Source organism: Bacillus sp. JZ105, from assembly GCF_053903125.1.
In genome coordinates, this window is the sequence record NZ_CP096387.1 from 1,822,047 (window position 1) to 1,844,525 (window position 22,479).

Here is a 22,479-nt window from a genome sequence, read left to right on the forward strand (position 1 = left end):
CATTGTTTATTAGACGTCTTCCCCCAAAGCCCACATACATTCTTTAGAGTCTAATTCCATGCTTTTCTTGTACCTAAATCATTCATGCACTTTAGGCGATCTTATGCTTATTCGGCTTCCCCTATGAAGAGAATGAAATCTAAAAATGAATGATTCCTAATTCTATTGATGTTTTAATTGCTTCAGCTCTTGATGTCACATTTAATTTTTGATAAATGTTTGTTAAATGTGCTTTTACAGTTCTTTCGGAAATTCCCATATCAAATGCAATTTCCTTACTCCGGAACCCTCTAGCTACTGCTTGCAAAACGAGCATCTCTTTTTCGGTAAGCAAATGATTTTCTGTTTTCAATTTTGCTTGAGGTTCTTTGTGGGTGGTTGATTCAAATACCTTTGAGGCCACATTTGATTGAAGTAAAATGTCTCCTCTGATGGCTGCTTCAATTGTATTAAATAAGTTTTCTCTGCTGGCATCCTTTAAGAGGTAGCCTTTTGCACCAAGCTGTAACCCTTGAATCATTAATTTCTCTTCATTATAAGTAGTCAGAATGAGTACGGGAACTTTTATTTGAAGAGTCTGCATTTCTCTAAGCATATCAAGCCCGCTCATCATAGGCATGTTGAGGTCAAGTAATACAAGGTCAGGGGATTTTTCTTTCATCACATCTATCCCCTTTCTCCCATCTTCTGCTTCTCCAACAACTTCAAATCTTTCGTCTGTTTCAAGAATTAATTTTAATCCTTCTCTCACAACATAATGATCATCAACAATCACAATTCGATAAGACACTGTATTTACTCCTTTTTCAAAGGTATGTTCACTATTACTTGTGTACCTTCATTTTTTTTACTTTTCAATTGGATCTCTCCACCAAGCAGCCGGACACGCTCTGACATACCAATGATGCCGTAATGTCCAAAAGTGGATTCTCGTTTTTTCTCATCAAACCCTACTCCATTGTCTGCTATTTCCAAATGGATGTGATCACCTTGTTGTACCATCACTAACTCGACATGGCTTGCTTTGGCATGTTTTGAAACATTCGTTAAGCATTCTTTTATAATGTAAATAGTATGTTCAATAAAAAAAGGCGACATATTCTGAGGGACAGATATCTTTGTACGAATTGGGATATTCGTTGCTGTCGTAAATCGATTGACTTCATTTTTCACTGTTTCAGTTAAATCGTATTGGTCATGACGATCCTTCCGAAGATCATCAATCACCATTCGTGCCTCACCTAATGTTTTTCGCGCTTGGCTCATTGAGCCCTTGATAATGCTTTGAGCACGCTGAGTATTTTGATTCTCTAAATGTGCTTGAACAGCTTCCAATTGCATAATAATGCCTGCAAGCCCTTGTGCAAGGGTATCATGTAAATCTCTAGCCATTCTTTGACGCTCATTAGCAAGGGTTAACTCTTCCACCTGCTGATGTGCGAGTTCGAGTTCCTTTAGAAACGTTTGAGTTCGAATTCTAGCCTTTACTTGTCTAAAAAATAAGATAGAGTACGCAACGACCACAATAAGGATAAGAAATAAAATCGGAATGTAGACAGTCAGATCATCTGTATCATTAGCCAAAATAAGAGCTAGAAAAAAAAGCACATAAAAACAAAGGCCTGTCAAAATAATCTTTAATGTATGATAGTATACACCGATGCTCTGAGCAATTATGATCGGTAAAAGACCAATTAAAATAACAGGAGAGGCAGCTGGCATGGCTAAAACACAAAGTAGAATAACGATTCCTTGTATGAAGAAATAAATCCAAGGTTTCTTCTGGAACCAATAATATGACCACCAATGAAAAATCAGATGAATTGCAAAAAGGCCAGAAAAAAACAAACTTGAAAGCGATAAAGATACTGTTAAAAACTGAAAAATCATCGCTGCAGCATACACAAGAATGCCCCATAATAGCGTGGGAATTCGGGAATATATCATTTCATTAAATGGGTCTATCCGTTTCTTACCCATAAACACTCACCTTCCAAATCCTATCATAACACGAAAAATACCGCCCGCCTGTGAAAGAGGCAATGGCGGTATTAGAATTTTAACATTTCAAAAAGAATAAATTATATAATCTTCTTTTCTTTTTGGGCAATTGACTCTCCTTCAATATCAATATGCGGGAGTAATCGTGCCAGCCATTTAGGTAAGTACCAATTTGCACGCCCTAATAGCATCATACAAGCAGGGATAAAGGTCATTCTAATGACAAATGCATCGAATAAAACCCCAAATGCCAATGTTAATCCCATTGTTTTAATAATCAAGTCTTGCGCAAAAATAAAGCTTGCGAAAACGAAAATCATAATTAAGCCTGCTGCAGTTACAACCCTGCCGCTATGCTGTAAGCCAGAAATAACTGATTTCTTTGCATCCTGAGATAGAAGGAATTCTTCCCTCATTCTACTAACTAAAAATACTTCATAATCCATCGCAAGACCAAATAATATTCCTGTTACTAGTACAGGCATAAAGTTCAACAGAGGACCTGCTGCAGGTATTCCAAACAATGGGGCAAGGTGTCCATCCTGTAAAACAAAGACAGCAAAACCTAATGTAGCAGTTAATGTCATTAAAAATCCTAGTACAGCCTTTAATGGAACAAGGAGTGATCTAAATACAAGAATCATTAACACAAAAGCAAATCCAATAATGACTCCTGCAAATTTTGGCAATGCTTCACTGAGTCTATCTGAAATATCTATATTCACGGCAGTAGAACCAGTCACAAGAAACTTTGTGTCAGTCACACTCGATTCATTTCGAATGTCTTTCACTAATTGCTTCGTTTCTTTATCCTCCGGACCACTTCTAGGTAAGATTGTTAACATTGCGTATTCACCCGATTGATCAGGGATCGCCGGCGTGATTTGTTTGACACCATCCATTTTCTCTAACAATTTTGATGATTCCTCGATGGACTTGGACTTCATCGCTTTATCTGCTTGAGAGGCATCTATGATGACAACAAGTGGTCCATTAAACCCCTTGCCAAATCCTTCTGCTAAAAGATCGTATCCTTTACGTTCAGTTGTTTCTTTGCCCTTCATCCCGTTATCCGGAAGACCAAGCTCCATATGAAGTGCTGGCCAGCTTATCAATCCTGTCAATAAAATGACACCTATCATTATTTTACCCGGATGCTTTTGAATAAATCTTCCCCAGCCCATTGTTTTTTTCTCTTTTTTTGGCTGTAATTTAGAAAATAACTTATTTTTCCTGGAAGGACTCACCTTATCTCCAAGAAGCCCTAGTATAGCTGGAACAATCGTGAGAGAAACAAGCATAACAGATAGTACCATAAAGGCTCCCACAAGACCCATGATACCTAGAAACGGTATGTCAACTAATACAAGTCCACATAATGCAACAATAACAGTGACGCCCGCAAATAATACAGCACTTCCTGCGGTACCCACTGCTCTAGCAGCAGCCTCATTCAAATTGTAGCCTTCTGCTAACAGCTGTCGATATCTTGAAATGATAAACAGCGCATAATCAATTCCTACTGCAAGACCAATCATCACCGCTAATGTGAGACTAAATGCAGACATGTCTACAAAGTTTGAGGTGATTAAAATGACCATAACACCTATTACTAACCCAATCACAGCCGTCAATATTGGTAATCCTGCGACCAAAAGTGAAGCAAATGTAAAGGCTAAAATCAAGAAGGCAAAGACAATCCCTATGATTTCAGAAATCCCGCCTACTTCAATTTCAGAGAATGTGACGGAGCCGCCTAATTCCGTTTGGATGCCGGCATCTCTTGAAATCTTTATGCTATTTAATACTTTCTCTTTTGAGGATTCCTTTACCTTATCCGCTTTCACTCGATACGTAATATCAGCATATCCTATCTTCTTATCTTTACTTATCGTAAAGGTCTGATATAAATCGGTCACCTGCTTAACTGCTTTATCCTTTTTAATTTCTTTTATCGTCTCATTAATTTTATGTTTCACTTTCTTTGCTTCTAAAGTTTCATCTTTAGGTGCTTTAAATATCAGACGAATCGTTCCCCCATCATCACCTGCTGGGAACTTCTTTTCCAAGAGATCCATCGCTTTTTCAGATTTTGTTCCTGGAATCGACATATCTCCATTAAATGAAACGCCTGTCCCTATTGTTGCTGCCACTACAGCTACTAAAATAAGTAACCAACCGATTAACATTCGTTTAGGCTTAGTAAAAGCAAAGTTTCCTAAGTTATATAAAAATTTAGCCATTCACTTACTCCTTTTTCATCGAATTCATGATATTCACCTCTTTATTCTACGTAATGAAATAGTGAAGTAAAATTGTACTTTTGGGCAAAAGGGATTGTACATTCAGGCAAGAAAAAGAGCATCTCTTTTGAGATACCCTTCTATTTATAGAGAGCGTTCATTTTATCTATATCATCATCTGGCCAATTCCGGATCAGTTGTAATAGTCATATCGGGTTATTTTGATTTAATTCCTGCACCACAAAGAGGGATGACGATTGTTTCTTTTGATTCCTTTTTATATTTCAGGTAGCCAGCAAAATTGACTGCAGATGTCACTTCCACATAAAATCCTTTCTCACTTAGTTTAGAGCGTGCATTCAATATCTCATCTTCTTCAATATCTATAAATGTACCATTGGTATCTTGTACAGCTTCTAGAATTTGTTTGGAGCGCGCCGGGGCAGCAATGGCTATCCCTTCTGCCAAGGTTCCTGTATTCGTAACAGGCGATGCTGATTCTTTCGCATTTTGATAAGCTTTCACAAGAGGAGCACAGTTTTTCGCTTGTATGGCAATGATTTTCGGTATTTTATGAATCAAACCATTTTCAAATAACTCTTTAAAACCGTAATACGCACCTAGGAGGAGAGTACCATTTCCAACAGGAATGATTAAAGCATCAGGTGCTCCTTTTATTTGTTCATAGATTTCATAAGCGTATGTTTTTGTTCCTTCAAAAAAATAGGGATTATACACATGGCTTGCATAAAAAACGTTTTCGGCGTCTACTGCTTTTTGGGCAGCAGCAGCAATGTCCTCGCGTGTACCGCGAATTTCTTTAACCTGTGCTCCATGGGCTTTTATTTGAGCGACCTTTTTAGGTGAAGTTTCATCGCTTAGATAGATGTCACATGCAATCTCGCAACGAGCTGCATAAGCGGCAATCGCCGTTCCTGCATTCCCGCTGCTATCCGCAATGACTTTTGCTACCCCTAATTCCTTTGCCTTTGTCATTAAAACAGCAGCTCCTCGATCTTTAAAGGATAGCGTAGGCATCATATAATCAACTTTTACATAAGTGTTTGGCTCATGAGGATCTAAAACGATTAACGGAGTTTGACCTTCACCCATTGTCACAGATTCCCAAGTCTTAGAACCTTTTGAAAATGGCATGGTTTCAACATAACGCCATAATGAGTTTGGGTAGTGATTCCAAGCCGCAATATCTATTTTAGGGGTATCTTTCACCAGGTTTAATACGCCGTTACAATCACATTTCCATAAAGTTGGTGTCATCTCATACTTTTTACCGCAATGGTTACAAATCAATTGATTCATCAATCATCAACCCCTTTGGATAATTTTTTATATAAAATATACTTTTTTATATATCATGGGCAAAAAAATATTCTAAATATAAGAAATAGCATCAATTTCAATTTTGAAACCAAAATGTAATTCATTCGTTGGTACAACAGTACGTGCTGGTTGATGTTCACCGAAAAATTCAGTGTAAACCGCATCTACTTTGTCCCATAGTTCAATATCAGAAATGTATAATGTCATACGCAAAATCTTTTCTTTTTTACTTCCGGCTGCTTCTACAATCATCTCCACATTCTTAAGCGCTTGTAATGTCTCTTCCTCAATGGGGCCGAATTCTTTTTCTCTCGTTTCGGGATTGATGGCAAATTGTCCTGAAACATAGACCGTGTTTTGATGAATGGTTGCGAATGCATAGTGTCCGTTGGATTTTAGATTCCCTACCTCGAGGATGCTTTTCATTTCGTTTCCCCTTCATTCGATTTATGTTTGATTTCATCCAAATAGCTATAGACGGTGACTTTAGAAATTCCTAACATAGATGCGACCTTCTCAACTGAACCTTTCATTAAAAAGATTCCCTTTTCATCCATGAACCTTATTAATTCAATTTTTTCATGACGTTTCATAACTGGGTGAACACTGTTTTGAATGATCTGTTGAATCAATTGATCTACGATTCCTTCCACATTTTCAAGATCATCATTTGATGTTGTTTCATTCTCTTGAACTTCAACTTTTGTAGAAAGAAAAGTATCCATAAATTGCTGCATTTGATTCAATGCTTCAACATCAAAATTGATACAGAATGCCCCGATCACCTTTTGCTTCGAATCACGAATTAATGAAGTCGAAGAACGAATGGTACGGTTGTCTTCTGTTTTAAATGTATACCCAGCAAGATAATCTTCTTTAAAATCTTCTGATTGTAAAACAGTCTTTACCAAATGATCAAATGATTGACCGATTTTTCTTCCCGTCACATGATGATTGACTGTAAACATGACAGATGCTTGTGGGTTCGTTAAATCATGAATAACGACTTCACAATTTGGTCCAAACATTTTTGCCGTAGATTTTGCTAAAGGAATATAGCTCTCTAATAAATTCTTTATATTTTCCATGCCTAAGCACCTCATTTGTTTATTCCACTAGATTATATAATTTTTTATATATAAAAACAATATATAGATTTTTTTATATATGTTGTTGAAGATTTGAAGACGGAAGGGGAATATTCAGGACTGAATTTCATTCATTGCCAAGCACATTGGTCTGCTAAAGAAAAATTTTTAACAACTATTTTGAGTCCGCACGAAAAAACCATCTATCCTACATGAATAGATGGTAAAACTAAGATATCATTTTCTAAAGTAAATAAAACTCAATGGATAATATTACAACACTTCAAGAAGTGCATGTTGTCGTTGCTGCTTAATATCATAAAGCTACGATTCCTTATCATCTTTAGAATGTGGAGAAAATTTATAATAACCATGTCTTACTCTAACTATATAAGGATTAATTGCTCGTAGTTTTCGATAAAAATAACTGAATGAAGGGATTTTGTAACCTGTCTTTAAAAATATTAGCTGCCTTATTTCATTACTCGAAAAAGCTCTTTCAGGATTTTTTTCAAATAATTGAATTGCTTCGTAATAAGCAATCAAACGATCTTCCATTTCTCCATTTATTTTTACATGTCTCGGTACAAAGTTTTTATGATAAACTTCATCTAATTCTCGCAATCTTTTATTGATTTCTCTTTTTTTAGATGCGATTTCGTCATAAACTTTTCTCTCATAAACATTTAATTCCTCTAGTTGTTTGAGTAATTTCTTTTTCTCTTTATACATAGATGAATATCCCCCAATTACAGAATTACAGTTCATATCTTTTGATTGTGATAAATTTCAAGTAATCTTTATCACTTTTCATCTATATTAATTTCAATATAAAACGTTTTAACAACTATTGAAATTTAATCTCACTGCTGTTTTTTTGCATAAAGAACATACCTCTGTGAAGTTTGGCCGATTGTATGAAAGGGATAACATGTAGATAAAAGTAATGTTTCGTGTTTACTACTAAGATCTACAACCGTTCGATCATCAGCGTGTACAATCTTACTTTTTGTCATAACGTAGTGGAATTCACCATAAGGCATTTCAACTGTCAATTCATCTCCTTTTTTTAGTTGACCAATCGTTCGCAAAGAAGAATCATTATGGCCCGATAATAGAATTTGTTTCATTTGGCCTGGGAATGCTGTTTTGATATGATGGCCGATACCTTTACTAAGCTGTATTTTATCAGTTCCCTCTAGGATAGGGACTTTTAATTGAATAGAGGGGGCTTTTAAAATGCCAATAACGTCACCTTCATTAGGGGAAAAGCGTATAGAGTCTGGTTGCTTATCAATATGCTTTTTTTGTTCTGTTAATATTTTTTGAGCATGATGAAGTTCCTCAGTTGAATTCCATTTATAAGTGAATATTTGAATTCCGCAATAAATAATTAGTATCACACCAATCCAAATCAACAATTGACTCATAATCCGTCTCATCTTGTTCCCACTCTATTCTTTTCAGAAATTTTATTTAAAAAGTAGCGGCAGTAACCTGATAAATTATGCTCGATATCATCTATTCTGACTCTGAAAGAATGGTGTCTAATAAAAAAGGAACCGATAATTGATTTCGGTCTCTTGAAATACATTGCTAATTCTGGATAAAAAAAGCCAGTAGTTTGATAATAAGCTCGATGTTCAATAGCTTTTTTTAAATATTCTACTGGAAAATCAATTAATAAATAATCTTTTTCTAGTTTATATATTAATTTCACCATTTCATAAGCCGCCATCATCAATTCTAAAAAGGTCGGATAAGTTGTCTGACGATGATAAATGAAATCTAGTTTTTCTTTCACATTTTGAAGACCAAATTGGAAGTATTGATCTTCTGGTCGGAATTTAGTTAATTCATTTGTACAGTAGCTTAACCAATGATCGTGATGTTTCCAGTAATCATTTTTAATAAAATAAGCAAAAGCTTTTTCTACAGCATTAATCCACGATTCATTTCGATCAATATTATAGAGTTTCATTAATGCGAAAACAGCTTCTCCATCATAATAAATAATGCGATGCTCATCTTTTACTTGAAAAGAGGGGTAGTTCAAAACATGTGAAAACGATCCATTATCCATTTGCATATGAATAATACCATTCGCCAGCTTTTTTGCTAAGTGCAGATCATCTGTTGTTTGAAAAACCTCCATATATTTTGTTAATGCTAAGATTGCTGCTGCATTAGCTCCTAATTTTATTTCTTGTTGATTTCTCCAATCAACGACAAATGCTACATCATTTGTCGTGGCGGTATATATTAGTTCTTTTTTTAAATAATCAAGTGCTTTTTCTATTTGTTCTTTGACATATAAATTTGGTATAACTTCATAAGCTTCAATCATTGAATATAATGTACTTGCATGGCGTAAACTGTTATACCAATTAATTTTTTTATCATAACAAGGAAAATAACCATAAATAAATTCTCCATTATCCTTTACTTGCTTTGCTAAAAAATTAGCGCTTGAAGTTATTAAATGCTTTATTTCTTTATTTGTCAGTTCAATTAATCGAAATCCGTTAAACTGTTCTTTATTATTTAATTTTATAAGTTTATCTTCCAAAAAATAAGAAATTGTTGTGAACTCGTAAATTATTTGATTATCACGAATTGTGAATGCAGTTTGTTTTTTTCCTGTTTTTTTTAGATAGTTGATAATATTTGTTTCGTTTAAAGACATTTTATGTGAGTGCGTGGATTCTTTTATTAGAGCATTTCCATTAATCTCTTGTTCCAGAAATGCCGTGTTAAAGAGAGGGTCAAAGGAAATTCCTTTTCTGAAGTAATTTTTTCTCATTTTTGCGATCTGACTAGTCCAAATAGTATATGGTTTGCTTTCAATATGATTTACAAGATCAGCCTTTAACCAGAGAAAATCAAATATTTTTTGCTTTTTCATATGTTTAGCGGCTTTATTTGCAGCACTTTTCCATGCAGATTCCACAGTATTCCCAATACCAGAAAACACAATTGCTCGTTCATCCATATTTCCAAGAGATAAGAACAAAACAAATTTTTGTTTTCTGCCAAAATGCAATTTAACTGAGGGCATCAATTTCTTTTCTTCACTTATAATTGCTTGTTTAAGTTGAACTAATTTTTCAGCAAAAGAGTTTGTTCTTTTCTCATTGTACATAAGATTTCCTCCATTAAAAGTTGCCTATTGCATAGTTTCTATGCAATAGGCAAGGCAGTATAAATTTATTTTTGATTATACTCTATTATTTTTTCTACGTACTCTAGTCAATAAGCCAGCAAATAATGCAGATAATCCTAATAGGGAGGAAGTCAACCAGTTATTCGACGTGACGGGTAAGTCGACCTGGTGATTAGGATCACCGTTACCATCCGCATCGGCATCAGCGTCAGCATCGGCATCAGCGTCGGCATCCGCATCAGCATCAGCATCGGCATCAGCGTCCGCGTCAGCATCAGCGTCAGCATCGGCATCGGCATCCGCATCGGCATCGGCATCAGCGTCGGCATCAGCATCGGCATCAGCGTCAGCATCCGCATCAGCATCGGCATCAGCGTCCGCGTCAGCATCAGCGTCCGCGTCAGCATCAGCGTCCGCGTCAGCATCGGCATCAGCGTCGGCATCCGCATCGGCATCAGCGTCAGCATCCGCATCGGCATCAGCGTCCGCATCAGCGTCAGCATCGGCATCCGCGTCCGCGTCAGCATCAGCGTCAGCATCGGCATCAGCGTCGGCATCAGCATCGGCATCAGCATCGGCATCCGCGTCAGCGTCAGCATCCGCATCGGCATCCGCATCCGCGTCGGCATCCGCGTCGGCATCGGCATCCGCGTCAGCGTCAGCATCGGCATCAGCATCGGCATCCGCATCGGCATCCGCGTCAGCATCCGCATCGGCATCAGCGTCGGCATCAGCGTCGGCATCCGCATCGGCATCCGCATCCGCGTCAGCATCCGCATCGGCATCCGCGTCGGCATCAGCATCGGCATCAGCGTCGGCATCCGCATCGGCATCCGCGTCCGCATCAGCGTCAGCATCGGCATCCGCGTCCGCGTCAGCATCCGCATCGGCATCCGCGTCAGCATCCGCATCGGCATCAGCGTCCGCATCAGCGTCAGCATCGGCATCCGCGTCCGCGTCAGCATCAGCGTCAGCATCGGCATCCGCGTCGGCATCCGCATCGGCATCCGCATCAGCATCGGCATCCGCGTCCGCGTCAGCATCAGCATCGGCATCCGCATCAGCGTCGGCATCAGCATCGGCATCAGCGTCAGCATCAGCGTCAGCATCGGCATCCGCGTCAGCATCAGCATCGGCATCCGCATCAGCGTCGGCATCCGCGTCGGCATCGGCATCCGCGTCAGCGTCAGCATCGGCATCAGCGTCAGCATCGGCATCAGCATCGGCATCCGCGTCAGCATCAGCATCGGCATCCGCGTCGGCATCCGCGTCGGCATCAGCATCGGCATCAGCATCAGCGTCAGCATCCGCATCGGCATCAGCATCGGCATCAGCATCGGCATCCGCGTCAGCATCAGCATCAGCATCCGCATCGGCATCAGCGTCTTTATCTGGGGCTAATATTTCTAATTTTGCATCACTGTTTTGTAATATATTTAGTTGAATATTGTCTGTTGATGTTGCAGCAAATGTATAGATACCGTTATCAGGAATTTCAATAGAGTTAGGATATTCAGGAATGTCTGCAGTTAAGTTAAATTGATAAGCACCTTTATTTAATAAATTTAAGCTGAAGATATTATTATATTTCACGTATATTTTTTTCCCAGATATCTCAATATCCTCAGGGGCAATTTCACCTTTCTTTGGGACAGTAATGCCTCCTACCCCTACGAACGGTACACTGTATTGAATCTTTAATGAGTTTTTGAATTCTTCACTATTGATTGCCTCTTGAAATTCATCAGGAACTTGAAATACGATATTTGTTGATGTTAGTAAATCTAAGTTAGCTAAACCACTTCCCTCATAAGTTAAATTTAACTTCCCATCATCACTCAAACTTCCATTTAATTTTTCATTGTCAAAAACACTGATAGTTGCAGCTGAAGCGACGTTTTGTGTAACACCAAATGTTGGTATGACCCCTTTGAATGAAATTGGACTAAATAAAACCGCCGAAGCAGACAAGATGGCAACAGCTTGCTTTCTACGCCTGTTTTTCGCTCTGTTCATTTTCCTTTTATAATCAAAACTTTTACTCAATATAAATCCCTCCCTAAGTTATGTATAGGCCCTTTTGTCGAAAGACTGTGACACCTATAAACTAGAGGAAAACATATACTGTAAATTCACTCAAATCTTTAAAAACACGTAGCATTAAAGTACTAGTTTTGATAAAACTTACATAATACAACAAGATTCTTTGTTTGTTTAACATATTTTTTAAATTGAATTCGAGATTTCCAAATCAAAGATAAGCACAAAGTAACTTATTAATAAGAAAAAATAAAAATTGATTTGAAAAAATGAGCATTAAGATTTATTTCCAATTCAAGAGAACTTTGATTTTTATGCCAAATGTAAATATCCCTTATTTTTTCACGGAATATTCCCCTTTAATAAAACTTGAGAATTACTATAAGACTACTCATATATTTCTGTGAGTGAAGGGCAAGAAGAAATTTGATATGTTTAAGCTTAAAGTAAGGGTATGCTTTTTTCTTATTTTTGGTAGAACACATTATATAGATATTTTATATATGTTGAAAAAGTTAAGAAAATATAAAAAAAGCAGCCATTGACTGCTTTTTGCTTGTGCTCCTTTCTAATTGATTTCTTGCTGGATTCCATACAAAATGACTTCAATTCCCCACCTGAACCGTTCCATTGATACGGTATCACCTGCAAACATTTCTTCTTTTAGGCTATGGATGAAAGGAAACCGCGTTTTGTCTGCATCATGAAATGCTTTTTTTGTATCTGAAATCTGCGAAGAGCCATGTTTCTTCCAAGAGACCTTTTCGTATGCTACGGAAGATACGTATAACAGTAACAGGTCTACTCCCCATGCAGCAGATGTAGATTTGATCCCGCCTTCATGCAATGCAGCGAGAATATGTTCGGTCAACTGTAAAAAGTTCGTTCCTTGCGGGATGGTGGAAAGAGAAATTTCAGCAAGACCAGGTTTTTCGAATAACAGTAGGAAATAAGTATGCAATATGTCAAATAACTGTTCTTTCCATGTGCCATTCACTGAATTTGGGTAAACCATTTGGCCGAGACCATAATCCAATACGTAAGCACTTAGTTCTTGGAAATTGTTCACGTAGACATACAAGGATGCAGGTCCCGTATCGAGTGCTTTAGCCACCTTACGCATACTCATGCCCTCTAACTCTTGCTCCTTTAGTAGCTCATAGGCAGTTTTCACAATGAGTTCACGGCTTAAGGGCTCTTTAGCCGGCCGAGACCGACGACTTATAATACGACGATTTGAATTGTTCATAATCTCTTTATAACATGTCAAAGTCAAATAGTAAATTGAGCATCAATCACCGTTTTCTTGAAAAGAATTCATCATTTCAGCAAGCTTGACGGCAGCCTCTTTTGAAAAACACAGCTTTAAACTTTTTTCCGATTCATGAGCTTTCTCCGATGAATATTCGTACATCCTGTCTTCGTATTCTTCAATAGCCTTTTCAATATGATGAGGATTTCGAACAATCGCAAGTGCAAGCTCCATTGCATCAAACATCGCCATGTTTACACCCTCCCCTGCGAATGGCGACATGACATGAGCGGCATCACCGATAAGCGTTGCTCCTTTATGGCGGTTCCATTTAAAACCGACAGGAAGCGTATAAATCCGTCTTGGAATGATGGCATCTTCTGCATAACGAATATAATTTTTCAGCTGATCGTCCCAATCACTAAATAATTCTAATAATTGTTCTTTTGCTTCTTTCGCTTGATGAAACGGAATACCACAAGTCTCAATCCAGTTACGCTCTACCATAAGGCTTGCATACACTTTGATTCGTCCATCTCCGTTTAACTGACCAATCAGTCCTTTGTGGTCAGCTAAAGCAAACATCTTACCACGTTTATTAAATTCAGCTAAATCAGGGTGGTTCATCTCTACGTTGAGGATATTCAGTTCCAGCATCGTGAGTCCGGCGTATTCAATATCAATATCTGTTAACAGAGGACGCACACGAGAAAAAGCACCATCTGCCCCAATGACAAGATCAACTGTCTCAACAACTCCGTTTTCAAAATGAAGCTCCGTCATGCCGCTTTCTAATGAAATGCAACTTTCTAGTTTATATCCATATTTGATGTTTTCAGCATCAATTTGATCTAACAGCAGTTCGCACAAAACACCACGATCAATTTCTGGGCGGGTTCCTTTTTGATCTGATTCCGTTTCTTCATCTAAATAAATTCTTCCTGATTTATCAAGTAAACGGAAATCTTCTCCTTCATAGCGGGCGTTCCTTTGAAATTCCTCATAAACTCCTGCTTCTTTTAAAGCTTTTTGACCTGTTTCTTCATGAATATCCAGTGATCCCCCTCTTTCAAGACTCTTGTCATGCATCTCTCGCTCATAGATGGTCGTTTGTATACCGTAATTTTGCAGAATTAAGGCAAGTGTTAGCCCCCCAGGCCCTCCTCCAATAATAGCGATCTGCTTTTGTTTCTTAAATAATGCCGTCATCGTATGCATCTCCTCTTCTTTATGGAAATCGTTTAAAGCCACATCACATTTATATTATAACGAACACCGTTCGTAAAGAACAGTGTTCGTTTAAAAGTTTATTTCACAATTGTGTGTTTTAATGAATAGAAACCAATCGCCCGCCACCATATGATACACTCCAACTAGGAAGTGAAAGGATGTCGAATCATCACAATGATTCTTGAATCAGTCGTTTCCATTGTTCTAATTCTGAGTGTAAGAGGTGTTTCTATGAATAAATTATTGGCAACGTTCATATTAGGATTGAGCTTTAGTGGTGCGGCTCTCATTCTTTCTGTCCCTTTGTTATTCAAGTCCAAACCAGAACAATTTGAGCTGGTGTTTGCTGCTGGATCAGCGGGCGCTTTCGCAGTATTCGCTGTCTCATGCCTAGTTCTTCGAAAACAATTCAATCGCTAAAAAACCTAAACACAGTCCGCCATTAGAACAACGGTCCAATTGATCCTGCAAGTTCACCAATCAGATGTACGGCTTTTTATGGAGAAGGAATTTCTGCGAGAGCAGTATCAAATGAAAGAAGTGCTCGGGGAACTCTATTTTACAACTTCAACATAAGGAGAATGACGATGGCATACTTATTACAGGTGGATTTTAAAATGAAGGGCCCTTTCGGTGTTGAAATGGCAAAAGAGTTTTCTGATTTAGCGAAAAGTATGAATGAAGAAGAATTCATATGGAAAATGATGCCCACAATTTTGTAATGACATCTATTCTTTTGGTAAAATGTTGTGTTCTTCATAGTGTTTGGCAAGTCTCCTCTAGTCATACTCCGCCGTTACTCCTTTTTCGTAAAAAACAAAACACCATCGCATACAGCCGGTTAAGGCGCCCTGAGATGGTGTTTTACATTATTCATTTTGTTTTTATAGGTTTTCTCCATTTGATGCGATTACATTTTTGTACCAGAAGAATGAGTCTTTGCGGTAACGATTCAGTGTACCATTTCCTAGGTCGTCTTGATCCACATAGATCAAACCATAGCGTTTAGTCATTTGAGATGTTCCGCAGCTGATTAAGTCAATGCAGCCCCAAGGTGTGTACCCCATTAAGTCAACACCTTCTTTTACGGCTTCTTTCATCTGTTCAATATGTTTTTTCAAATAATCAATTCGATAATCATCGTGTACTTTTTCGTCTTGTGTCAATGTATCCCTTGCCCCCAGTCCATTTTCACAAACAAATAAAGGCTTTTGGTATCTGTCGTACAGTTTAATTAATGAAATGCGCAGACCCATTGGATCGATCGGCCAATCCCATTGTGATAATTCCAAGTGTTCGTTTTTAATCGGACTGTCAAACGTACCCGCTAGTTCAGCGGCATCTTCACGTGCTTCTGCTACGTGGGACATATAATAGCTGATCGCAACAAAGTCAACAGTGCCCTCTTTTAAAATTTGTTCATCCTGCTCTTCAATATCCAGTTTGATTTGATTATCAGCAAAGTATTTCACCATGTATGTTGGATATTCGCCTCTAGCTTGAACATCAGGATAGAACATATTCAATTGATTCGATTTGACTGCCTGCAGCTGATCCTCTGGTTTTGTTGTTTTTGCATAGGCTTCAATCTGGTTAATCATACAGCCAATTTGGACATCTGGAATGATTTCCTTCGCAGCCTTCACTGTTAAGGCACTTGCCACAAATTGATGATGAGATGCTTGGTAAGCAGCCTGTAATTTATGGTCTACTAGATCCTCTAAAATTCCAGCACCTGTATAAAGGCTGTTGAGGTTCATATTCATTTCATTAAACGTAATCCAATATTTCACTTTGTTTTTATATCTTTCTAAAATCGCACGTGCGTATTTTTCGAACAATGGGACAAGCTCTCTACTCATCCATCCATTATATTTTTCTGTTAAAGTAATCGGCATTTCATAATGAGACATCGTTACTAGCGGTTCAATTCCATATTTCGCACATTCATCAAATACTTTATCGTAAAAAGCCAATCCTTCTTCATTCGGCTTGTCCTCTAAGCCTGTTGGAAAGATTCTTGCCCATGAGATAGACAAACGAAATACTTTAAATCCCATTTCTGCAAATAGTGCAATATCTTCTTCATAACGATGATAAAAATCAATTCCGCGTCTTTTTGGGAAATCAAATGCATCAGGACTTTCCTTGTACTTGTTTAGTTCAGCTGAACTCACATCGAATGTAAAGTTGTTCACTTTTCCTTGTGCATAAGGATCTTTATATGCAGCGAAGTCTGAAGTTGACAGCCCTTTTCCGCCTTCTAAATAGGCACCCTCTATTTGATTGGCAGCGGTTGCGCCACCCCATAGAAAATTATCTGAAAATCCTTTTTTTAATTCTTTCATTTCAATCATCCCTTCTATTATGATTAATGAATAAGCATTAAGAGTTTATTTTCTCCTGCGTTGACATAAGAGTCACCTGTATAGATAACATCCAGGTATTTCGAGGAATTAGTGACGATCATAGGTGTCACGACATCTAATCCTTTTGATTGAATTCCTTCTATATCAAATGATAATAAATGATCCCCGATCTTGATTTCATCTCCTTCTTCCACCAATCCCTCAAAGAATTGACCATTTAGGCTGACGGTATCAATCCCTACATGTATTAATAATTCAACCCCATCATTTGACACCAAACCTATTGCATGTTTAGTAGGTGTAACGGTCACTACTTTTCCGGAAAATGGTGCTTGTACCACCCCCTTATCAGGCATAATCGCTACTCCCTTGCCCATCATTTCGCTTGAAAAGACGGCATCTTTTACGTCAGATAAAGGAACGACTTTACCAGTTATAGGTGCTTGTACTTCATAAGGATTTACTTGCCGGGCAGCTTGTTGATTGACTGCATTTTCTGGATTTTTAGATGGCTTTTCCTGTTTTTCCGGCTGACCTTCATCCTTTGTGGCAGGTTCCTTGAAGCCAAGAAACATAGTAGCAAGCAGTGAGACCAAAAAGCTCAGCGCTATTCCAATTAAAGCCAGCTGGAAATTATTTGTGCCTTTCATAATATAGGTTGGCAGAGATGTAATACCTGGAATTGAAAATGCTGTCGTTTTGACTGAAAATAAACCATAAAAACATCCGCCAACTGCGCCGCCTATTAATGAAGCATAGAAAGGCTTTTTCAATCTCAGTGTTACTCCATAAATGGCTGGTTCTGTAATTCCAAAGAAACTCGGAAGCAATGTTGATAACGCCAAAGACCTTGTTTCTACTCGTTTTGTGCGAATGATGACCCCTAAAACGGCGCCTGCTTGTGCCATATTGGCAATAAAGTTCATCGGAAGCAGCATGATATCGTAACCAACTTTTTCAAAGCTGGCAAACGTGCTTGGGAAGAATGCGTAATGCATCCCAGTTAGCACAATTAAAGGCATGAGGCCTCCCATTAATAAACCTGCAATCGGCCCAGCAAAATGGAATAAAGAAGTGAAAAAGATCTCTAAATACTGACCGAAAACGTTTCCAATAGGCGCTATGAAAGCTAGTGTAAGAGGCGCCGTGATCATTAAGCTCAGTACCGGTGTAAACACGATGCTTAAGGATTTTGGAATCACTTTCGTTATCCACTTATCAATAAAGCTAAGGAGCAGCACTCCTAAAATAATCGGTAAGACAGAAGAAGTATAATTATTTAATGGAATACTCAATCCTAAAAAACTAAGTGGATCTGCCCCTTTTGCTGCACCTTCCACCATTGCCGGATACAATAAAATCCCAGCGAGTGCCATCGCAAGAGATTCTCGTGTTTTAAATTTCTTCGCTGCAGAATACGCAATGAGGAAAGGTAAAAAGTAAAAGACAGCATTTGAAAAGATTTGAAGTACAGCATAGGTAGAGCTTTTTTCCGTCATCCAGCCTAAACTAACGAACAAAGCCATGATCCCTTTTATCAATCCACTACCAACAATCGCCGGCAAAATCGGTGTGAAAATCCCGCTAATGACATCGAATACGACTTCGATTGGATTCATTTTTGACGTATTTTTAGCAGGAGTAGAATCATTGCTGCTCTCTCCAATCAGATGGTCGATTTCCTCATAGACTTCTGCAACCTTTGCTCCAATAATGACTTGGAATTGTCCGCTTTGGAATTGCGCTCCCAGCACACCGTCTACTGTTTTCAGTTCATCTACTTTCACCTGTTTTTCATCGTTGATATTAAATCTCAGCCTCGTAATACAATGCCAGCTTTGAGATATATTGCCGGTTCCACCGATTAATTTGATAATTTCTTGCGCCAATTCTTTGTTTCCCATGTCTTCACCCCTTCATTTTCACAAAAAAAACCTAAACAAAATCCACCATTAGAAAGACTACTAAATGGAGATTTGTTTAGGTTAATGCTTTTTCATAACACGCCTAAATGAGATCATTTATTTTGTTGATGTTTCTTTGTAATTCTTTCAATATGGATGACTAGAAAAACAAGTTCGTCTTCCGTGACATTCCAGTTGAATTCCCGCTTTAACATTTCTTTAATAATTAAACCGCATGCATAGCTCTTCATATAACGATCCTGAATTAATTCTTTTAATGAATCATCCATTTGCTGCGGCGGTTGATTTGTTTCTTGTCTGACAATAAAATATCTCAAATGAGTGATAAACCTCGAATAATCTATCGATGATTTATCTAATACCATCTCGAAAATGTTTTGAATAATCTTAACGATTTCCTTCGTGAGATGGGTCATTTTGATCGTATCTCCCATAGACTGACCATCTATTTGAGCGTTTACAAAATGAAGGGCAATAAGTGAAGCCTCTGTATCATGAAAAGTAATCCCCATCATTTTTTGAATAATTTTAAGTGCTTTTTTCCCAATTTGATATTCTTGAAAATATAGATGTGGAATTTCCCATACAATCGGGTTTTCATATTCCATTTTTTCTTGATGTCTTTGAATAGAAAAGGTAAGATGATCAGATAGCGAAAACAGCATGCTAGAACCTAATTTTTTATTCAACATCTCTTCGCCCATATGAATGATTTTTTCAGTTAATAAAAGAATATCAGTTGGGATAGCGGTAAGTTGAGATTCTAATGGAGACGTCTGATCAGAATAAAATGTCTTACTGACAGCGCTCTCATCAAGTGTATCACCCTTTTTCTTCTTAAAGCCTATTCCTGTACCAAAAACAACTACTTCATTTTGAGTGTCTGTTAGAGCTAATACGATATTATTGTTTAAAACTTTAACGACGGTGAACATCTTCATCCCACCTTACCTAAAACTGCTAAAAAAGCATAAAAAAAACACCAAAATCTCAGCAAACAACGTACAAATGTACAACATGTTTACCTGACTTGGTGGTGCCTGATGATATCAGTAACACTCCTGCATCGGTTACGACTTTATTGTAAACACAGGATAAACCAAAGTCAACTACTTTTTTCGGTAAAATAGATTTAAATACCTATATTATAGTATGTCGTTTATAAATTATTTTAACAGGTAAACATTTTTAAGGTTGCTGTAAGGTTCAGATTAATACAGGTTAAGGTTGAGGTAGTACAATGTGTTTGTAGTAGTTAATAAATCATAGAGGTGAAACGTTTTGAGAGAAAATAAAGTCTTGTCATCATTATGTTACTTCAGTATCTTTTTCGCACCATTTTTGTTCCCAATTATCGTCTATTTCTTAGGTCAGGACGAAGTGAAATACCATGCGAAAAAATCATTATGGACGCATGTCATACCTTATTTGATTTTTGGTGTTGGCATTCTTGGTTCAGGTTTACTTGGTATGAAAGATATCAGCCATGCGGGGCCTTTCTTAATTGCGACATATGCAGTGACATTTCTTATTGCCATCTACTTCTTCATTTGGAACATTGTGAAAGGCATCAAAGTGTTTTCAGAATAAATAATAGGTGAAAAAAAACGGTTCTGTTGTTGATCAGAACCGTTTTTTTTGTCTATTTTTATGCTGGTAGTTGGATATCAATTGTTGTTCCTTTTCCTACACTGCTGCGGATCGTGATGTCTCCGCCGTGCTTGACGATAATATCCTTTGCAATGGCCATCCCAAGACCAGAGCCAGCATGTGAAACTCCTGTATTCGTCCCTCTGTAATAGCGGTCAAACACTTTTTCAAGCTCTGCCTCTTCTATTCCACTGCCGTTGTCTTTAATCGTGATATGGGTTTTTTCTTTTTGTTCAAGCTGTACAATGATCGTCACATCAGGATCATTGTGAACGAGGGCATTTAAAATCAGATTGGTAACCGCTCTACGAATGAGGATTTTATCAATATTCAGCATGAGCTTGTCTTCATTCGTTTGAAGCTCAATCGTCTGATCCGCATATCTTGAATCGTTTAAAATATCAATTAACGTTTCCCGCAGCAGTGACACGATGTTGACCAGCTCTTTATTGAGCATGACGCCGTTATTTTTCAGCCTTGTCGTTAAATTCAGATCCTCCATAACATCTTTGATATACAATGATTTATTCTCAATGATGCCCGCGTAATGTCTGATGTCTTGCTTTGAAAGAGGATACTTTGGGTCTTTCATGATTTCTGCATAGCCTTGAATAGAAGCGAGCGGCGTTTTAATATCATGAGAAATATGGCTGATCCATTCTTCCCGCATTTGCTCTAGTTTGTCTTTTTCTTTTTTGCTTGAAGCGAGCTGCTCTGATAAGTGATTGACATTATAGAAGACATCTTTATAAATTCCTTTAGCAGGCAGATGAATCGTGTAATCTCCGTTTGCCAGCCGCTGGATGCTATGAATGGCACGGCCGAGCGGTTTTGTGAGCTGCCGGCTGAATAAGTAACCAATGAGTAAAGCTATGATGGCATCAATTGATAATAAAATCATCGTCCCGATATTGAATCTTGTTACTAAATCCTTCGTGTCAAACGAGAATAGGTATTTTCCGATGGAAGGATCTTTAAATCCGATAAAGTAACTGTATTCTTTGCCCTTTACTTTTTTTTCGCCTGCATAAATGGTCGATAATAATTGCTTATCTTTATATTTATGTAAGTTCACGATGTCAATCGGTGTATATTTGTTCTTTAATCCTTTAGGTGCCTGCGCATGATACACGTCTTGTCCATTTTCGTCTAAAATTTGAATCCATGCATTCTGTTGTTTTAAGGCTTTCTGTCCTTCTTTGTTTACGGTGATTCCTTGATCAGAAAAAGAGACGTATTGTTCAAATGATCTTGTGAAGGTTTCGGGCGTATTTTCCTCGTTATGCTGGCTGTTTGCCTGAAGTACGAGCCAAATCATAAATACGAATAAGTTGATAAAGACCGTGATTATGGTCACGATAATGACAGAAACCATATACCTGCCTGTTAATCGCCATTTCATCCTTACGCATCCTTTACAACAAATTTATAGCCAAGCCCTTTGACGGTGACGAGAAACTCTGGTGTTGACGGGGAATTTTCTATTTTTTCCCGAAGTCTTCGGATATGAACCATCACCGTATTGTCAGAACCGAAGAATTCTTCCCCCCAAACGGTTTGATAAAGCGTTTCTTTACTGATGATGCGGTTCGGGTGCTGCATGAAGTAGGTCATCAGCAGAAGTTCTTTCGGCGTAAGCTCAATGACTGCGCCATTTTTCGTCAGTTCTGCTTGCTGCTCGTTTAACTCAAACGGCCCTTTTTTGATCACGGGATCGGCTTGAGATGACTGCAAGTATGAGAGCCGTCTCAGCTGCGCTTTCACCCGGTAGGCGACTTCCTTTGGGCTGAACGGTTTTGTAATGTAATCATCCCCGCCGATGGCAAGTCCTACAATTTTGTCTGATTCCTCTCCCTTTGCTGATAAAAAGATAATCGGAACATGGGAGGTCTCTCTGATTTGTCTGCAAATATCATAGCCTTCACCGTCTGGCAGCATAATATCAAGTATGACAAGATCGGGTTGTTCTTGATGAAATTTCGTGAGCCCATCACGTGCAGTTGAAGCTGTTATGACACAATCTATACCTTCTCTTGTTAATACTGTGTTGATTAATTCCAAAATTTCTTTTTCGTCATCGATCATTAATACTTTGCTTTGATGCTTTGGCATACATTGATCACTCTCCTGAAGTCATTGCCATTATTATACCCAATGTAAGTACATAGTGAAAAATC

At 38.1% G+C, this 22,479-nt stretch carries 20 protein-coding genes; 4 read left to right on the forward strand and 16 right to left on the reverse strand.

The window, feature by feature from the left end:
* Positions 1-139 precede the first annotated feature (139 nt).
* The 9 genes from M1D81_RS09260 to M1D81_RS09300 form a co-directional block, all read right to left on the reverse strand.
* Positions 140-790 carry a response regulator gene (locus tag M1D81_RS09260; protein WP_456264982.1) on the reverse strand — a complete coding sequence of 217 codons (651 nt, stop codon included), beginning with the start codon at positions 788-790 and terminating at the stop codon, positions 140-142.
* 5 nt (positions 791-795) lie between these two features.
* Positions 796-1,980, reverse strand: coding sequence for a sensor histidine kinase (locus M1D81_RS09265; RefSeq protein WP_456264981.1), 1,185 nt, complete (start codon positions 1,978-1,980; stop codon positions 796-798).
* 101 nt (positions 1,981-2,081) lie between these two features.
* Entirely contained in the window at positions 2,082-4,244 is a 2,163-nt protein-coding gene (locus M1D81_RS09270; protein ID WP_456264980.1) for an MMPL family transporter, read from the reverse strand.
* Between the two features lie 216 nt (positions 4,245-4,460).
* A complete protein-coding gene (locus M1D81_RS09275) occupies positions 4,461-5,564 on the reverse strand; it encodes a threonine synthase (RefSeq protein WP_456264979.1) in 1,104 nt (367 codons plus the stop codon).
* A gap of 72 nt (positions 5,565-5,636) precedes the next feature.
* Complete coding sequence (locus M1D81_RS09280; protein ID WP_024427108.1) at positions 5,637-6,011, reverse strand: RidA family protein; 375 nt, start codon at positions 6,009-6,011, stop codon at positions 5,637-5,639.
* Positions 6,008-6,673 (reverse strand): helix-turn-helix transcriptional regulator, encoded by a 666-nt coding sequence (locus tag M1D81_RS09285; RefSeq protein ID WP_202738998.1) that lies wholly within the window; start codon positions 6,671-6,673, stop codon positions 6,008-6,010. The genes M1D81_RS09280 and M1D81_RS09285 overlap by 4 nt, the downstream gene beginning before the upstream one ends.
* 324 nt (positions 6,674-6,997) lie before the next feature.
* Positions 6,998-7,405 carry a Rok-like winged helix domain-containing protein gene (locus M1D81_RS09290; protein ID WP_087977606.1) on the reverse strand — a complete coding sequence of 136 codons (408 nt, stop codon included), beginning with the start codon at positions 7,403-7,405 and terminating at the stop codon, positions 6,998-7,000.
* A gap of 131 nt (positions 7,406-7,536) precedes the next feature.
* Complete coding sequence (locus M1D81_RS09295) at positions 7,537-8,103, reverse strand: class D sortase (protein ID WP_327823357.1); 567 nt, start codon at positions 8,101-8,103, stop codon at positions 7,537-7,539.
* An 8-nt stretch (positions 8,104-8,111) separates the two neighbouring features.
* On the reverse strand, positions 8,112-9,815 hold the full coding sequence (locus M1D81_RS09300) for a hypothetical protein (RefSeq protein ID WP_456264978.1): 1,704 nt from the start codon (positions 9,813-9,815) through the stop codon (positions 8,112-8,114).
* A gap of 189 nt (positions 9,816-10,004) precedes the next feature.
* Here M1D81_RS09300 and M1D81_RS09305 point away from each other — a divergent pair, with 189 nt between their 5' ends.
* Positions 10,005-11,237: a hypothetical protein gene (locus M1D81_RS09305; RefSeq protein WP_456264977.1), complete on the forward strand. Its 1,233-nt coding sequence runs from the start codon at positions 10,005-10,007 to the stop codon at positions 11,235-11,237.
* Positions 11,238-12,444: 1,207 nt separating this feature from the next.
* On the opposite strand, the gene M1D81_RS09310 is transcribed toward M1D81_RS09305, so the two are convergent.
* Positions 12,445-13,125 (reverse strand): TetR/AcrR family transcriptional regulator, encoded by a 681-nt coding sequence (locus tag M1D81_RS09310; protein WP_456264976.1) that lies wholly within the window; start codon positions 13,123-13,125, stop codon positions 12,445-12,447.
* Between the two features lie 42 nt (positions 13,126-13,167).
* Entirely contained in the window at positions 13,168-14,337 is a 1,170-nt protein-coding gene (locus M1D81_RS09315; protein WP_456264975.1) for an FAD-dependent oxidoreductase, read from the reverse strand.
* Between the two features lie 252 nt (positions 14,338-14,589).
* Between M1D81_RS09315 and M1D81_RS09320 the strand changes: the two genes are divergently transcribed.
* Entirely contained in the window at positions 14,590-14,778 is a 189-nt protein-coding gene (locus M1D81_RS09320) for a hypothetical protein (protein ID WP_025093227.1), read from the forward strand.
* Positions 14,779-14,945: 167 nt separating this feature from the next.
* Positions 14,946-15,080 (forward strand): YdhR family protein, encoded by a 135-nt coding sequence (locus M1D81_RS09325; RefSeq protein ID WP_456264974.1) that lies wholly within the window; start codon positions 14,946-14,948, stop codon positions 15,078-15,080.
* A 162-nt stretch (positions 15,081-15,242) separates the two neighbouring features.
* Here the strand turns inward: M1D81_RS09325 and M1D81_RS09330 are convergent, their stop codons facing one another.
* The 3 genes from M1D81_RS09330 to M1D81_RS09340 form a co-directional block, all read right to left on the reverse strand.
* A complete protein-coding gene (locus tag M1D81_RS09330; protein ID WP_456264973.1) occupies positions 15,243-16,706 on the reverse strand; it encodes a glycoside hydrolase family 1 protein in 1,464 nt (487 codons plus the stop codon).
* 23 nt (positions 16,707-16,729) lie between these two features.
* A complete protein-coding gene (locus M1D81_RS09335) occupies positions 16,730-18,631 on the reverse strand; it encodes a beta-glucoside-specific PTS transporter subunit IIABC (RefSeq protein WP_456264972.1) in 1,902 nt (633 codons plus the stop codon).
* A 113-nt stretch (positions 18,632-18,744) separates the two neighbouring features.
* Complete coding sequence (locus M1D81_RS09340) at positions 18,745-19,587, reverse strand: PRD domain-containing protein (RefSeq protein WP_456264971.1); 843 nt, start codon at positions 19,585-19,587, stop codon at positions 18,745-18,747.
* Between the two features lie 346 nt (positions 19,588-19,933).
* On the opposite strand from M1D81_RS09340, the gene M1D81_RS09345 reads away from it, so the two are divergent.
* Complete coding sequence (locus tag M1D81_RS09345) at positions 19,934-20,242, forward strand: DUF4870 domain-containing protein (RefSeq protein ID WP_456264970.1); 309 nt, start codon at positions 19,934-19,936, stop codon at positions 20,240-20,242.
* Positions 20,243-20,300: 58 nt separating this feature from the next.
* On the opposite strand, the gene M1D81_RS09350 is transcribed toward M1D81_RS09345, so the two are convergent.
* Entirely contained in the window at positions 20,301-21,704 is a 1,404-nt protein-coding gene (locus M1D81_RS09350; RefSeq protein WP_456264969.1) for an ATP-binding protein, read from the reverse strand.
* Between the two features lie 2 nt (positions 21,705-21,706).
* Positions 21,707-22,414 carry a response regulator transcription factor gene (locus M1D81_RS09355; RefSeq protein ID WP_456264968.1) on the reverse strand — a complete coding sequence of 236 codons (708 nt, stop codon included), beginning with the start codon at positions 22,412-22,414 and terminating at the stop codon, positions 21,707-21,709.
* Positions 22,415-22,479 lie beyond the last annotated feature (65 nt).

What these genes read in the sequence shown, in the direction of transcription:
- M1D81_RS09265 (WP_456264981.1), bottom strand. Translation starts at nt 1,980, where the DNA reads ATGGGTAAGAAACGGATAGACCCATTTAATGAAATGATATATTCCCGA.
- M1D81_RS09270 (WP_456264980.1), bottom strand. Translation starts at nt 4,244, where the DNA reads ATGGCTAAATTTTTATATAACTTAGGAAACTTTGCTTTTACTAAGCCT.
- M1D81_RS09275 (WP_456264979.1), bottom strand. Translation starts at nt 5,564, where the DNA reads ATGAATCAATTGATTTGTAACCATTGCGGTAAAAAGTATGAGATGACA.
- M1D81_RS09280 (WP_024427108.1), bottom strand. Translation starts at nt 6,011, where the DNA reads ATGAAAAGCATCCTCGAGGTAGGGAATCTAAAATCCAACGGACACTAT.
- M1D81_RS09285 (WP_202738998.1), bottom strand. Translation starts at nt 6,673, where the DNA reads ATGGAAAATATAAAGAATTTATTAGAGAGCTATATTCCTTTAGCAAAA.
- M1D81_RS09290 (WP_087977606.1), bottom strand. Translation starts at nt 7,405, where the DNA reads ATGTATAAAGAGAAAAAGAAATTACTCAAACAACTAGAGGAATTAAAT.
- M1D81_RS09295 (WP_327823357.1), bottom strand. Translation starts at nt 8,103, where the DNA reads ATGAGTCAATTGTTGATTTGGATTGGTGTGATACTAATTATTTATTGC.
- M1D81_RS09300 (WP_456264978.1), bottom strand. Translation starts at nt 9,815, where the DNA reads ATGTACAATGAGAAAAGAACAAACTCTTTTGCTGAAAAATTAGTTCAA.
- M1D81_RS09310 (WP_456264976.1), bottom strand. Translation starts at nt 13,125, where the DNA reads ATGAACAATTCAAATCGTCGTATTATAAGTCGTCGGTCTCGGCCGGCT.
- M1D81_RS09315 (WP_456264975.1), bottom strand. Translation starts at nt 14,337, where the DNA reads ATGACGGCATTATTTAAGAAACAAAAGCAGATCGCTATTATTGGAGGA.
- M1D81_RS09320 (WP_025093227.1), top strand. Translation starts at nt 14,590, where the DNA reads ATGAATAAATTATTGGCAACGTTCATATTAGGATTGAGCTTTAGTGGT.
- M1D81_RS09325 (WP_456264974.1), top strand. Translation starts at nt 14,946, where the DNA reads ATGGCATACTTATTACAGGTGGATTTTAAAATGAAGGGCCCTTTCGGT.
- M1D81_RS09330 (WP_456264973.1), bottom strand. Translation starts at nt 16,706, where the DNA reads ATGAAAGAATTAAAAAAAGGATTTTCAGATAATTTTCTATGGGGTGGC.
- M1D81_RS09335 (WP_456264972.1), bottom strand. Translation starts at nt 18,631, where the DNA reads ATGGGAAACAAAGAATTGGCGCAAGAAATTATCAAATTAATCGGTGGA.
- M1D81_RS09340 (WP_456264971.1), bottom strand. Translation starts at nt 19,587, where the DNA reads ATGTTCACCGTCGTTAAAGTTTTAAACAATAATATCGTATTAGCTCTA.
- M1D81_RS09350 (WP_456264969.1), bottom strand. Translation starts at nt 21,704, where the DNA reads ATGAAATGGCGATTAACAGGCAGGTATATGGTTTCTGTCATTATCGTG.
- M1D81_RS09355 (WP_456264968.1), bottom strand. Translation starts at nt 22,414, where the DNA reads ATGCCAAAGCATCAAAGCAAAGTATTAATGATCGATGACGAAAAAGAA.